Here is a 12,618-nt window from a genome sequence, read left to right on the forward strand (position 1 = left end):
CGGTCATTACAACGGATACCGCCGCACCGCGCTGACCACGCCGGTGCGGCGCACGCGGCGGATCACGTCGGCCAGGTGCTTGCGGCTCTTCACTTCCATCGAGAACAGCAGCGTGGCCGCCGAGGCATCGCGCTCGACGTACTCGACGTTCTCGATGTTGGAATCGGCCGCCGCAATCGCCGCCGCCACGGTGGCGAGCACGCCCGGGCGGTTGATCACCTCGATGTGCAACTGCGCGCGGTAGTCGCCCTTGACGTCGCGATCCCACTCGATCGCCACCAGCCGTTCCGGCGAGCGGCGCAACTCGACCACGTTCGGGCACTCCACGCGATGCACCACGATGCCCTTGCCGGAGGACAGGTAGCCGACGATGTCGTCGCCGGGCAGCGGGTGGCAGCAGTTGGCGAAGCTGAGCACGCCGCGCTCGCCGCCGCTGATGCGGATCTTCTCCTGCGCCAGCGCCACGCCTGCCTTGGAGCCGGCGGCCTTCTTCCAGCGCGAGCCCAGCAACTGGCGCGCGACCACGTCAGGCATGCGGTTGCCCAGCGCGATGTCGGAGAGCAGCTCCTCCAACCGCTTGAACTTGGAGGTCTTCAGGAAGCGGTCGAGCGTCGTCGGCGCGATCGCGTCGAGGCTGCTGCCGAGCGCATCCAGCGCGCGATCCAGCATCCGGTGGCCGAAATCGACCGCGTCCTCGTGCTGCAGATGTTTCAGGTACTGGCGGATCGCGGTGCGCGCCTTGCCGGTGACCACCACCTCCAGCCACGCGGGGTTGGGCACGGCCGAGGGCGCGGTGATGATTTCCACCAGCTGGCCCGATTCGAGCCGGCTGCGCAGCGGGGTGAGTTTCTTGTCCACGCGCGCGGCCACCGCGTGGTCGCCCACGTCGGTGTGCACCGCGTAGGCGAAATCCAGCGCAGTGGCATGGCGCGGCAGCGAGAGGATGTCGCCGCGGGGGGTAAACAAATAGACCTCGTCGGGGAACAGGTCGATCTTGACGTTCTCGATGAACTCCGAGGAGGACACCGTGTTCGCCGAACTGTCCACCATCGACGCCAGCCATTCGCGCGCGCGCACCTGGGCACTGTTGGCCGGGCCCGAATCGGTCTTGTAGGCCCAGTGCGCCGCCACGCCGCGTTCGGCCACGGAATCCATTTCGGCGGTGCGGATCTGCACCTCGATCGGCGCGCCGAACGGCCCGAGCAGCACCGTGTGCAGCGACTGGTAGCCGTTCGCCTTGGGGATCGCGATGAAATCCTTGAAGCGCCGGTCCACCGGCTTGTACAGCGCGTGCACCGCACCAAGCGCCACGTAGCAGCTGGTGGCGCTGTCGACCACCACGCGGAAACCGTACACGTCCATCAGCTGCGCGAACGTCTTGTGCTCGTTGCGCATCTTCGAGTAGATGCTCCACGGCGACTTGATCCGGCCGACCACGTGGGCGCTCAGATGCTCGGACGCCAACTGCGTGGTGAGCGCGGTCTCGATCTTGCTCATCACCTCGCGGCGATTGCCCAGCGCGGCGCGGATGCGCTCGCTGATGACCCGGTAGCGGTCCGGATACAGCGCGCGGAAACCTAGATCCTGCAGCTCGGCCTTGAACTTGTTCATGCCCAGGCGCTGCGCGATCGGCGCGAAGATCTCCAGCGTCTCGCGCGCGATGCGGCGGCGCGAACCCTGGTCCTTGGCGCCCAGCGTGCGCATGTTGTGCAGGCGATCGGCCAGCTTGATGAGGATCACGCGGATGTCGCGCGCCATCGCCAGCAGCATCTTGCGGAAGCTTTCCGCATCGGCTTCCTGGCGCGTGCCGAAGCGCATCTTGTCCAGCTTGGTGACGCCGTCCACCAGCTCGGCCACCACCTCGCCAAACTCGCCGGCCAGCGCTTCGCGGCTCAGTTCGGTGTCTTCCAGCGTGTCATGCAGGATGGCCGCGATGATTGTTTCGGCATCCAGCCCCAGCTCGGCCAGGATGCTGGCCACTGCCACCGGGTGGGTAATGTACGGCTCCCCGCTCTTGCGCTCCTGCCCCGCATGCGCCTGTGCGCCGACGGCGTACGCACGCAACACCAGGGTGACTTGTGCGGGGGGCAGATAAGCGATGCGCTCTTTCAGCGCCAGCACGTAGGGTGGCCAGGCGGCCGGATCGACCGGAGCCGGTGGAGCGGTCGCGGGCATCGGTGCCTGGCGCCGGCTCAGGCGCCCACCCCGGAAGCGAGGTGTCCGGAGACTGTCGGGCGCGCGCGCTTGCTCATGCCCTGCAAGGCATGATCGCGGCAGCGCCGGCAGTCATCGCCCATCAGTCGTCGCCGCCCTTGGAAAGGTCGTCGTCGACTTCCGCGGCGGCCCACTCCAGCGCTTCGCGCTCGGCGCGCTCGCGCTCGGCCTTGTCGATCTGGTCGATCGTGGCCTGGTCGATGCGACGGGCCGCGATCTCGCGCAGCGCCAGCACCGTGGGCTTGTCGTGGTCGGGGTTGACCGCCGGTTCGGCACCCTTCTCGAGCTGTCGTGCGCGCTTGGTGGCCATCAGGACCAGCTCGAATCGGTTGTCGACCACCTCGAGGCAGTCCTCCACGGTAATGCGTGCCATGTGAAATCCTTCGGAGAATAGTGACTTATACGGTCGACCAGTGTAGCCAGCAGGTGCTTTGCTGGCAATGCGGGCGACGCGTATCATGGTGGGCTGGCCGCGAATACGGCTGCATTCACGAAAGCGGCCCGAAAGCCGTGCAAGATATAAAACCAGACAGTACACTTATACTGTCCCCGACGCGAATCCCCACCGCACGATGCCCTCATTGCCTCGCCCCCATTCCATGAGCCGCTGGTTGGCGGTGCTCGCGATCGCCTTGCTGGCGGGCTGCGCCATTGCCAAGCCGCGCACCGACGACCCGCTGGAGAAGTACAACCGCGAGGCGTACCAGTTCAATACTGCAGTGGACAAAGTGGCCATACGGCCGGTGGCGCTGGTCTACCGCAAGGTCACCAACCCGCCGGTGCGGCGTTCGTTCAGCGACTTTTTCACCAATATCCGCACCCCGGTCACGGTCGCCAACGACCTGCTGCAGGCGCGGCCCAAGCAGGCCCTGCAGAGCACTGCCCGTTTCCTGGTCAACCTCACCCTGGGCATCGGCGGTTTCTTCGACCCGGCCAGCCAACTGGGACTGCCGATCGAGGACAACGACTTCGGCATCACGCTGGCACGCTGGGGTGCGCCGGAAGGCGATTTCCTGATGCTGCCGCTGTTCGGCCCCAGTACCGCACGCGACATGTGGCGGATGCCGGTGGACAGCTATTTCTTCGATCCGCTGAGCCTGTACGCCGCCAACCACCACTACAACGGCCTGCAGTACGCGCCGCAGGCGATGTATCTGATCACGCTGCGCTCGCGCGCGATCGACGCGGAGAGTTTCCTGCAATCGGCCTACGACCCGTACGTGTTCATCCGCGACGCCTACCGGCAACAGCGCCTGTACAAGCTTTACGACGGCAACCCGCCGGCGGCGCTGATCGAACGGATGCAGGGACTGGATACGCCCGGCTTCGACCCGGACGAGCTGCTGGAACAGCAGCACGATTGGGAAAAGGGTCACCCCAAGCAGGACGACCAGCACTGAGCCCTGCGGGCACGACTCACGCCAGCAGCGTATCGACCTCGCAGACCTGGGCCAGCGCCTGCATGCTGGCCGGCATCCCGACCACCCGCAACGGACGACCTCGCCGGTTCGCTTCCGCGGCGGCAGCCAGCACGCAGGCCAGGCCGGCGCTGTCGCAATGACTGACGCCCGCCAGGTCCAGTTGCGTCACCTCGCCATCCAGCGCCGCGCGCATGGCTGCGAGCGCAGCCGCGGCGGTGCCGAAATCAAGCACGCCGTTCACCGCCAGGACAGTCGGCGCCACGATGTCCAGGCGGAAACCCGTGGGCGCGTTCACTGGCTGTCCTTGCTGTCCTTGTCGAGCGTGTCGAGTGCCTTCTCGCCCTGGGTTTCCAGGTTGGTGATCAGCTGCTCGATGCCGACCTTGCGGATCTCCGCGTCCACCTGGTTGCGGTAATTGGTGACGTAGGAGATGCCTTCGATGATCACGTCGTACGCCTTCCAGTCGCCGCTGCGGCTCTTGCGGAACGCGTAGTCGATCGACACCAGCTTGCCGTCGTCCAGCACCACCTGGGTGCGCACCACGGTGCGCTTGTCGTTGAGGTCGCCGTTGAACGGCAGCACCTTGACCTTGCCGCGGGTGTAGTTGAGCAGACCCTCGGCGTAGCGATGGGTGATCGAGTTGTAGAACGCCTTGGCGAAGCGGTCGCGCTGTGCCGGGGTGGCCTCGCGTGCATGCCGGCCGAGCACGAGGATCGAGGCGTAGTCGATGTCGAAGTGCGGCAGGAACACGTCGTCGATGATGGCGATCAGTTTTTCCTTGTCGCGCTTGAGCTCGTCGCGGTGACCCTCGATCGCGGTGGCCAGCTGGTCGGCGATGCCCTGCACGATCTGCACCGGGGTCTGCTGGACGGCCGCCGGCGCGGCGGCCGTGGCCGCATCCTGGGCGAACGCCGGGGCACCGACCACAACAGTGGCGAACGCAAGGGCGGTGGCAAGGGCCAGTCTGCGCAGCATGGGGTTACTCCTTGGGGCATGGCCGGCGGCAGGCGCCGCCGACGGGGATTCGATGGGGTTCTACTGCTTGCCGCTGCCGGCGTCCTTCTTGTCGCCGGGCGAACCGTTGACCAGGAACTTGCCGATCAGATCCTCCAGCTGCATCGCGGACTGGGTCAGGATCATCTCGTCGCCGTTCTTGAGCACGTCGGGCGAGCCGCCCGGCTGGATCGCAACATACTGGCTGCCGATCAAACCGCTGGTGAACACCGCGGCGGCCGAATCGTCGGGAATCTGGTCGTAGCGCTTGTCGATCGCCAGGATGACCTCGGCGTTGAGCTTGGTCGGGTCGGCGCGCACCGATTGCACGCTGCCGATCACCACGCCGGCCATCTTCACCGGCGCGCCCGCCGACAAGGTGCCCACGTTGGTGAAATCGGCCTTGACCGTGTAGCTGCCGCCGATGTTGTCGACCACGCCGCCGGCGCCGAAGAACTTGCCCAGCATCTCCTCCAGCGGCTGCGACGACTTGGTCCGCGCCAGCGTGCCGCCGGCGGCCACCATCTGTTTCGCGCTGCCGTAGTCGATGCCCACGTACTGGTCGCCGAGCAGGCCGCTGGTGAAGATCGTCGCCACCGAATCCTGCGGGATGTGGTCGTAGCGCTTGTCGATGGACAGCTTCACCTCGGCCGCGTCGCGCCCCGGCGCCAGCGTGATCGCCTGCACCTGGCCCACGCGCACGCCGGCGATCTTCACCGGCGCGCGCTCCTTCAGCTGGCCGATGTTGGTGAACTGCGCGGTGACGTCGTAGCTGTCGCCCTGGCGCACGTTGTTGGCCACCGAGCTGGTCTGCGTCGCCAGGTAGGCCAGCGCGGCGAAGCCCAGCACGATGAACAGGCCGGTGCCGACGGCATAGGAACTTCTCGGTTGGCTCACGGCAGAATCCTCGGAAAACGATGGGTCATGGCAGTCACATCAGGAAGGCGGTGAGGACGAAGTCGAGCGCCAGGATGGCGATCGACGAGGCGACCACGGTACGGGTGGTGGCGTACGCCACGCCCTCGCTGGTCGGCGGCGTGGTGAAGCCCTGGAACACCGCGATCAGCGCCACCACCGCGCCGAAGGCCAGGCTCTTCAGCAGCACGCCGTTGACGATGTCGGTATGCACGTCGACCTGGGCGGTCATGTTCGACCAGAACGTGCCGTTGTCGATGCCGAGCCAGGTCACGCCGACCAGGTGGCCGCCGAAGATCGCCATGGCGCAGAACACGCAGCACAGCAGCGGCATCGCGATCAGGCCGGCCAGGAAGCGCGGCGTGGCGACGTAGGCGATCGGGTCGACCGCCATCATCTCCATCGCGGAAATCTGGTCGGTGGCGCGCATCAGGCCGATCTCGGCGGTGATCGCGGTGCCGGCGCGCCCGGCGAAGAGCAGCGCGGTGACCACCGGCCCCAGCTCGCGGTACACCGACAGCGCCACCACCATGCCGCTGGCCGAGGTGCCGCCGAAGATCGACAGCACGTGGTACAGCTGCAGCATCAGCACCATGCCGACGAACAGGCCGCAGACCATGATGATGGTCAGGCTCATGGCGCCGACAAACCACAGCTGACGGACGGTTTCGCGCAGGTAGCGGAAGCTGCGCGGGATCGCCGCCAGCAGGGTCAGCAGAAACAGGCCGCAGCCGCCGATCTGCGCCAGCGACTGGGTCAACACGTTGCGGGGTTGCGGGGCGTGCGCGTTCATTTCGTTGCCTCGGCAAAGCCCAGCGCGGCGGCGTAGTCGCCAGCCGGGTAGCGGAACGGGATCGGGCCGTCCGCTTCGCCGCCGAAGAACTGCCGCGTCCACGGCGAGCCGTCGTCGGCGATCGTCGCCGGGTTGCCCTGTGCCACCACCTTGCCGTTGGACAGCAGGGCCACGTGGTGGGCGATGCGCTGCACCGCGGGCAGTTCGTGCGAGACCAGCACGCTGGTGATGCCGAGGGTCTGGTTCAGCGTCTGGATCAGCTTCAGCACCTGGTTCAGCGCCACCGGGTCCAGCCCCACGAACGGCTCGTCGTACAGGATCAGCTGCGGGTCGAACACGATCGCCCGCGCCAGCGCCACTCGCCGCGCCATGCCGCCGGACAGCTCGTTCGGCATCAGCCGCGCCGCGCCGCGCAGACCCACCGCCTGCAGCTTCATCAGCACCAGGTTGCGGATCAGCACCTCCGGCAGTTTCGTGTGCTGGCGCAGCGGGAACGCCACGTTCTCGAACACGTCGAAATCGGTCAGCAGTGCGGAGTTCTGGAACAGGTAGCCCACGCCCTCGCGCAGCTTGTACAGCTCCTCGCGCGACAGCTCGGCGACATTGTGGCCGTCGACGTGGACACTGCCGGCATCGGCGCGCATCTGCCCGGTGATGTGCTTGAGCAGGGTGGTCTTGCCGGTGCCGCTGGGGCCCATGATCGAGGTGATCTTGCCGCGCGGAATGTCGAGATCCAGCGTGTCGAAGATGGTCTTGCCGTTGAGCACCGTGGTCAGCCCGCGGATGCGCACCAGGGTGGCGTCGTCAGGCGTGGCGCGAGCGGTTTCGTTCATGGGCGGCAAAGGAGGTGGGTAAGCGGACAAGGTAGCGGAAGCGTCGGACTAAGACCATGCGCAGGCGCCGCGGTTCAACCGGCCTCGCCGTCCAGCAGTTCGGCGATCAGCGCCTCGTGCCGGCGCAGTTGCAGCGCGCCGCGCAGGCGCACCGCGCGCACGATCGCCTGCAGATCGTCCAGCGCCGTTTCGAAGCGGTCGTTGACGATGATGTAGTCGAACTCGTGGGCGTGGGCGATCTCGCCGCGCGAGTTGCGCAGCCGGCGTTCGATCACCTCGGCACTGTCCGACCCGCGGCCGCGCAGGCGCCGTTCCAGTTCCGCCCGCGACGGCGGCAGGATGAACACGCTGACACAGTCGGGCTTGCTCGCGCGGATCTGCTGCGCACCCTGCCAGTCGATCTCCAGCAGCACGTCGCGCCCCTGCGCCAGCAGCTTCTGCACGGTGTTGCGCGAGGTGCCGTAGAGGTTGCCGTGCACCTCGGCATGCTCCAGGAAGATGCCTTCCGCGACCTGCTGCTCGAACACTTCGCGCTCGACGAAATAGTAGTGACGTCCGTACAGCTCGCCCGACCGCGGTGGTCGCGTGGTGTGCGACACCGACAGCGAAATCGCGCTATCGCGCTCCAGCAGCGCATTGACCAAGGTCGACTTGCCGGCGCCCGAAGGCGCGGCAACCACGAACAGCGTTCCGATTTCCATCATGGTGACAAGCAACCTTTCGCGTGCCTCGTCATGCCCGGCAAGCTCCATGGCAAACGCGCTTGCATCGAATCAAGCCACCATGGAGGGCATCGCACATCACAGGCCGGCCCGAGTAAAGACCAAGCCGCTGACGGAATGTGCAGCGGCGACATCCTCCAAGGTTCGCTTGCCGGCATCATTGGTGTAAAGACGCGAGCGTGCGGTCGCCGGATCCTTGAACACCGCAGCCTCGGACGGAACGGCGTTGGCGAGAAACGCTTCCCGGCCCACCGTGCCACCGGGGCGCGTTTCGGATCGCTCGCGGTCTATGCACGGCACGAGGTGCGTGGCGTTGAAGAAGTACTCGACCTCGCCGTCGACATCGAGCTCCAGCAACTGCCCGAAATCAGCCAGGAACCCGCCCAGCGTGGCGAACGCCTTGGAATTCAACACCAACGCCCCGGGGACAAAGGGGCTGACGTCGCTTCGTGGCAGGCGCTTCCGGCGCTTGTCGGCGTACACCTGCAGCTTTGGTCGCTCGTGCCAATGCAGAACATTGCCATTGCCACCGAAGCGCTTCATCGCGCCCATGACCTGTTCGGCCTGCGGCACCACCAGCATCGCCATCCGGTCGGCTGGGCCAGCCTTGATCTCCCAGACTGTCATGCCCCGTCTCCCGACCGGTAGGGGAAGGTTCCGTCAAGCAGCTGCGTCTTGATTCCCCGAAGCGCTTCGCGTCCTGCCTGACTGTGCTCCGCACCCTGATCAATGTCGACCAGTCGCGCATAGACCTCAAGATGGTAGAGCCCTGTATGCAAAACCGAGTGCTTGATGGCGTCAGGCATGCCGGTGACGATGCTTTTCTTGAAGCGGGGCAGATAGACGCCATTGTCAACGTCATTGATGGCGATACCCCAGCCAAACAGCAATTCCTGCGACGGAAAAGCTCGCGAGTCTCCATGGGCCACGATGTGGTGGGCCGCGGCGCCCTTCGGCCGGTCGATATTTGCCGACGCCAAGTTCCGCGCCAAGTCAGTCGAGTGTCTCGCACCCTCGCGTCTGGCGTCTGCCAGAAGCCGCTCTGCATTTGCGGGCAGCGTCACTCCATTCCGGTAACGGACCTCCGCTTTCGCGGCCTCGAGGATGACATCATTGACGGCAGCGTTCGGGTTGAGCCCGCCTACTAAGCGAGCCGCATTCACCCTGAGCTGCGCCGTGGTGCGCCGTGGTTGGCGCAACCCCCCGCGGGGCGCACCAGGCCTTCCGTCTCTTGCCATGCCCATCTCCAGAACGCATGCATTTGAAACCACAACCGCGGCTCGATCCGGGCCGGCCGGCACTACTCGATGTTCTGCACTTGTTCGCGCATCTGCTCGATCAGCACCTTGAGCTCGACCGCCGCGTTGGTGCTGCGCGCGTCGACCGACTTGGAACCGAGCGTGTTGGCCTCACGGTTGAACTCCTGCATCAGGAAATCCAGCCGGCGGCCGACCGGTTCGGCCAGGCCCAGCACGCGGCGCGTCTCGGCGATGTGGGTGGCGAGCCGGTCCAGCTCCTCGTCCACGTCGCTGCGGGTGATCTGCAGCACCAGCTCCTGTTCCAGCCGGCCCGGCTCGACCGGCTGCTTGAGGTCGGCCAGCCGGGTTTCCAGCCGGGTGCGCAGCGCGGTGCGGATCTCCGGCATCCAGCCGCGCACCTCGGCGACCACGCGCTCGATCGCGTCGAGCCGCTCGTGCAGGATCGCGCCCAGCTTCTCGCCCTCGCGTTCGCGGGTGGCCGCCAGCGCATCCAGCGCGCGGTCGAGCACGTCGAACAGCGCGGTTTGCTGCGCTTCGGGATCGACCTCGGCCTGCTGCATCACGCCCGGAAAGCGCAGCAGCTCGGTGAACTGCACCTGCAGGCCGGGGAACAGCGCGGCCATGTCCAGGTTCAGCTCGGACAGCCGCGCGAGCAGTGCGCCGTTCACCTGCAACGCCTCGCCGCGCCCCTCGCCCGCGCGACGCACGGTGAGGTCCAGCTTGCCGCGCGACAGCTTCGCCGCCACCCGCTCGCGCAACTGCGATTCGAACGCGCGCAGGTCGTCCGGCAAGCGCGGGCTCAGCTCCAGGTAGCGATGGTTGACCGTGCGCAGCTCGCAGCTGAGCGTGCCCGCGGGGCCGGTGGTTTCGGCACTGGCGTAGGCCGTCATGCTGCGGATCATCGGCGCCTTCCGGACATCGGGGAAAGGACGCAATGGTAAACTCTCCGGTCCCCCTTGCCCAATCCGGCCACCCTTCATGAATCCCAGCCGCCCCAGTGGCCGCGCCAGCGACCAGCTGCGCACCGTCAGCCTCGAACGTCATTACACCCGCCACGCCGAAGGCTCGGTGCTGGTCAGCTTCGGCGACACCCGCGTGCTGTGCACCGCCAGCATCGAGGATCGCGCGCCGGCCTGGCTGCGCGGCAAAGGCGAGGGCTGGATCACCGCCGAATACGGCATGTTGCCGCGCGCCACCAACACCCGCACCCAGCGCGAGGCCGCCCGCGGCGGCCAGGGCGGCCGCACCATGGAAATCCAGCGGCTGATCGGCCGCAGCCTGCGCGCCTGCGTCAACCGCCAGGCGCTGGGCGAGCGGGTGATCACGCTGGACTGCGACGTGCTGCAGGCCGACGGCGGCACGCGCACGGCGGCGATCACCGGGGCCTATGTGGCCCTGGTCGATGCGGTGAACCTGCTGATGAAGCGCGAGAACCTCAAGCGCAACCCGATCGTGGGCGCGGTCGCCGCGGTCTCGGTCGGCATCTACCAGGGCGTGCCGGTGCTCGACCTCGACTACGCCGAGGATTCGGACTGCGACACCGACATGAACGTGGTGATGAACGACGGCGGCGGCTTCATCGAAGTGCAGGGCACCGCCGAAGGCCACGCCTTCCGCCGCGACGAGATGGACCAGATGCTGGCGCTGGCCGAAAAAGGCATCGGCGAACTGGTCGCCGCGCAGCGCGCGGCGCTCGCACTCTGACATGCGGCGCATCGTCCTCGCCAGCAGCAACCGCGGCAAGCTCGCCGAGTTCCATGCCCTGCTCGCCAACGCCGGCTTCGAGGTGGTGCCGCAGGCCAGCCTCGGCGTGGACGACATCGAGGAAACCGGCCTCACCTTCGTGGAGAACGCCGTGCTCAAGGCACGCCACGCCGCCCGCGCCAGCGGCTTGCCCGCGCTGGCCGACGACTCCGGTCTGTGCGTGGACCACTTGCGCGGCGCGCCCGGCCTGTACTCGGCGCGCTATGCCGGCAACCACGGCGACAACGCCGCCAACAACGCGAAGCTGCTGCGCGAACTGGACGGCGTGCCGACGGAACGACGCGGCGCGTTCTTCATCTGCGTCCTGGCGCTGCTGCAGCACGCCGACGACCCCGCGCCGCTGATCGCAGAAGGCCGTTGGCACGGTCGCGTGCTCGACGCCCCGCGCGGCACGCAAGGTTTCGGCTACGACCCGCTGTTCCTGCCACACGGGCAGACCCTCGGCGCCGCCGAACTCGAGCCGGCGCTGAAGAACCGCCTCAGTCATCGTGGCCAGGCGCTGGCGAAACTGCACGACCGCCTGCGCGAACTTCGCCCATGAGCATCGTCTCGCCGCCGCTGTCGCTGTACGTGCACATGCCGTGGTGCGTGAAGAAGTGCCCGTACTGCGACTTCAACTCGCACGGCCTGCGCAGCGAGCCGCCGCCGTACGCCGATTACATCGACCACCTGCTGGCCGATCTCGACGCCGACCGCGCCGACTTCGCCGCGGCGCTGGAGGGCCGCGCGGTCATCAGCGTGTTCTTCGGTGGCGGCACGCCCAGCCTGTTCGCGCCGGAGCTGATCGCGCGCCTGCTCGACGGCGTGCGCGAGCGCCTGCCGCTGGCCGACGACGCCGAGGTCACCCTGGAAACCAATCCCGGCACGGTCGAGCACGGCCGTTTCGACGGCTATCTCGCCGCCGGCGTGAACCGCATCTCGTTCGGCGTGCAGAGCTTCGACGACGACAAGCTGAAGCGGCTCGGCCGCATCCACTCGGCCGGCGAAGCCGAAGCCGCGGTGAAATCCGCGCAGGACGCCGGCTACGCCAACATCAACCTCGACCTGATGTACGCGCTGCCGAAGCAGGAACTGGACGGCGCACTGGCCGACGTCGAGCGCGCCATCGCGCTCGGGCCCACGCACATCTCGCACTACCAGCTCACGCTGGAGCCGAATACGGTGTTCGCCGCCAACCCGCCACCGCTGCCCGACGACGACCACGCCTGGGCAATGCAGGAAGCCTGCGAGGCGCGCCTGGCCGAAGCCGGCTACGGCCAGTACGAAATCTCCGCCTACGCGCAGCCCGGCCGGCGCTGCGCACACAACCTCAACTACTGGCGGTTCGGCGACTACCTCGGCATCGGCGCCGGGGCCCACGGCAAGCTCAGCGACGCCGGCAGCAGCCAGATCCACCGGCGCTGGAAAACGCGCGGCCCGCGCGCGTACATGGGCGAACCCGGCGGCGCGGGCCGGATCGGGGGCGACCACGTGGTCGCCCCCGCCGAGCTGCCGTTCGAGTACATGCTCAACGCGCTGCGCCTGATCGACGGCGTGCCGATGGCCGATTTCCCCGCGCGCACGGGGCTGGCGCCGGAGAGGATCGCCGCGGCGCTGGCCGCCGCCCGCGACCGCGGCTGGCTGCATGGCGACGCGCAACGCCTGCAGACCACCGCGCTGGGCCAGCGCTTCCTGAACGACGTGATCGCAAGCTTCCTCGACTGA

Annotated in this window: 15 protein-coding genes; 4 read left to right on the forward strand and 11 right to left on the reverse strand. The window is 67.5% G+C overall.

What is annotated here, in order from left to right; all coding sequences use genetic code 11:
• Positions 1-6: 6 nt before the first annotated feature.
• Positions 7-2,175, reverse strand: coding sequence for a RelA/SpoT family protein (locus tag ACVCMC_RS11800; protein ID WP_395121176.1), 2,169 nt, complete (start codon positions 2,173-2,175; stop codon positions 7-9).
• Positions 2,176-2,296: 121 nt separating this feature from the next.
• The gene (gene rpoZ / locus ACVCMC_RS11805) at positions 2,297-2,587 is read right to left on the reverse strand and encodes a DNA-directed RNA polymerase subunit omega (protein ID WP_007509529.1); all 291 of its coding nucleotides are present in this window, start codon (positions 2,585-2,587) and stop codon (positions 2,297-2,299) included.
• Between the two features lie 226 nt (positions 2,588-2,813).
• Between rpoZ and ACVCMC_RS11810 the strand changes: the two genes are divergently transcribed.
• Entirely contained in the window at positions 2,814-3,614 is an 801-nt protein-coding gene (locus ACVCMC_RS11810) for an MlaA family lipoprotein (protein ID WP_395121174.1), read from the forward strand.
• Between the two features lie 16 nt (positions 3,615-3,630).
• Here ACVCMC_RS11810 and ACVCMC_RS11815 read toward each other — a convergent pair whose 3' ends face one another.
• The 9 genes from ACVCMC_RS11815 to ACVCMC_RS11855 all read right to left on the reverse strand — a co-directional run bounded on the left by ACVCMC_RS11815 (position 3,631) and on the right by ACVCMC_RS11855 (position 10,052).
• Positions 3,631-3,930 (reverse strand): STAS domain-containing protein, encoded by a 300-nt coding sequence (locus tag ACVCMC_RS11815; RefSeq protein ID WP_447097423.1) that lies wholly within the window; start codon positions 3,928-3,930, stop codon positions 3,631-3,633.
• On the reverse strand, positions 3,927-4,610 hold the full coding sequence (locus ACVCMC_RS11820; protein WP_395121170.1) for an MlaC/ttg2D family ABC transporter substrate-binding protein: 684 nt from the start codon (positions 4,608-4,610) through the stop codon (positions 3,927-3,929). The genes ACVCMC_RS11815 and ACVCMC_RS11820 overlap by 4 nt, the downstream gene beginning before the upstream one ends.
• A 60-nt stretch (positions 4,611-4,670) precedes the next feature.
• Entirely contained in the window at positions 4,671-5,525 is an 855-nt protein-coding gene (gene mlaD / locus ACVCMC_RS11825; protein WP_395121169.1) for an outer membrane lipid asymmetry maintenance protein MlaD, read from the reverse strand.
• A gap of 34 nt (positions 5,526-5,559) precedes the next feature.
• A complete protein-coding gene (gene mlaE, locus ACVCMC_RS11830; RefSeq protein WP_447097424.1) occupies positions 5,560-6,336 on the reverse strand; it encodes a lipid asymmetry maintenance ABC transporter permease subunit MlaE in 777 nt (258 codons plus the stop codon).
• Positions 6,333-7,169, reverse strand: coding sequence for an ABC transporter ATP-binding protein (locus ACVCMC_RS11835; RefSeq protein WP_447097425.1), 837 nt, complete (start codon positions 7,167-7,169; stop codon positions 6,333-6,335). The genes mlaE and ACVCMC_RS11835 overlap by 4 nt, the downstream gene beginning before the upstream one ends.
• A gap of 74 nt (positions 7,170-7,243) precedes the next feature.
• Positions 7,244-7,873 carry a guanylate kinase gene (gene gmk / locus ACVCMC_RS11840; protein ID WP_447097426.1) on the reverse strand — a complete coding sequence of 210 codons (630 nt, stop codon included), beginning with the start codon at positions 7,871-7,873 and terminating at the stop codon, positions 7,244-7,246.
• 96 nt (positions 7,874-7,969) lie between these two features.
• Complete coding sequence (locus tag ACVCMC_RS11845; protein ID WP_447097427.1) at positions 7,970-8,518, reverse strand: hypothetical protein; 549 nt, start codon at positions 8,516-8,518, stop codon at positions 7,970-7,972.
• On the reverse strand, positions 8,515-9,054 hold the full coding sequence (locus ACVCMC_RS11850) for an AHH domain-containing protein (protein WP_447097428.1): 540 nt from the start codon (positions 9,052-9,054) through the stop codon (positions 8,515-8,517). Before ACVCMC_RS11850 ends, ACVCMC_RS11845 begins: the two co-directional genes overlap by 4 nt.
• 137 nt (positions 9,055-9,191) lie before the next feature.
• On the reverse strand, positions 9,192-10,052 hold the full coding sequence (locus ACVCMC_RS11855; RefSeq protein ID WP_395121161.1) for a YicC/YloC family endoribonuclease: 861 nt from the start codon (positions 10,050-10,052) through the stop codon (positions 9,192-9,194).
• A 76-nt stretch (positions 10,053-10,128) separates the two neighbouring features.
• Between ACVCMC_RS11855 and rph the strand changes: the two genes are divergently transcribed.
• From rph to hemW, 3 genes are read left to right on the forward strand one after another with little or no spacing between them, the layout of a single operon-like run.
• The gene (gene rph, locus ACVCMC_RS11860; RefSeq protein WP_395121160.1) at positions 10,129-10,854 is read left to right on the forward strand and encodes a ribonuclease PH; all 726 of its coding nucleotides are present in this window, start codon (positions 10,129-10,131) and stop codon (positions 10,852-10,854) included.
• Between the two features lies 1 nt (position 10,855).
• Positions 10,856-11,455, forward strand: coding sequence for an RdgB/HAM1 family non-canonical purine NTP pyrophosphatase (gene rdgB, locus ACVCMC_RS11865; RefSeq protein ID WP_447097429.1), 600 nt, complete (start codon positions 10,856-10,858; stop codon positions 11,453-11,455).
• Positions 11,452-12,618, forward strand: coding sequence for a radical SAM family heme chaperone HemW (gene hemW, locus ACVCMC_RS11870; protein WP_447097430.1), 1,167 nt, complete (start codon positions 11,452-11,454; stop codon positions 12,616-12,618). Before rdgB ends, hemW begins: the two co-directional genes overlap by 4 nt.

Source organism: Rhodanobacter sp. UC4452_H20 (assembly GCF_052978205.1).

Coding starts and splice junctions, on each gene's coding strand:
- ACVCMC_RS11800 (WP_395121176.1), bottom strand. CDS start 2,175: ATGCCCGCGACCGCTCCACCGGCTCCGGTCGATCCGGCCGCCTGGCCA.
- rpoZ (WP_007509529.1), bottom strand. CDS start 2,587: ATGGCACGCATTACCGTGGAGGACTGCCTCGAGGTGGTCGACAACCGA.
- ACVCMC_RS11810 (WP_395121174.1), top strand. CDS start 2,814: ATGAGCCGCTGGTTGGCGGTGCTCGCGATCGCCTTGCTGGCGGGCTGC.
- ACVCMC_RS11820 (WP_395121170.1), bottom strand. CDS start 4,610: ATGCTGCGCAGACTGGCCCTTGCCACCGCCCTTGCGTTCGCCACTGTT.
- mlaE (WP_447097424.1), bottom strand. CDS start 6,336: ATGAACGCGCACGCCCCGCAACCCCGCAACGTGTTGACCCAGTCGCTG.
- ACVCMC_RS11835 (WP_447097425.1), bottom strand. CDS start 7,169: ATGAACGAAACCGCTCGCGCCACGCCTGACGACGCCACCCTGGTGCGC.
- gmk (WP_447097426.1), bottom strand. CDS start 7,873: ATGATGGAAATCGGAACGCTGTTCGTGGTTGCCGCGCCTTCGGGCGCC.
- ACVCMC_RS11845 (WP_447097427.1), bottom strand. CDS start 8,518: ATGACAGTCTGGGAGATCAAGGCTGGCCCAGCCGACCGGATGGCGATG.
- ACVCMC_RS11855 (WP_395121161.1), bottom strand. CDS start 10,052: ATGATCCGCAGCATGACGGCCTACGCCAGTGCCGAAACCACCGGCCCC.
- rph (WP_395121160.1), top strand. CDS start 10,129: ATGAATCCCAGCCGCCCCAGTGGCCGCGCCAGCGACCAGCTGCGCACC.
- rdgB (WP_447097429.1), top strand. CDS start 10,856: ATGCGGCGCATCGTCCTCGCCAGCAGCAACCGCGGCAAGCTCGCCGAG.
- hemW (WP_447097430.1), top strand. CDS start 11,452: ATGAGCATCGTCTCGCCGCCGCTGTCGCTGTACGTGCACATGCCGTGG.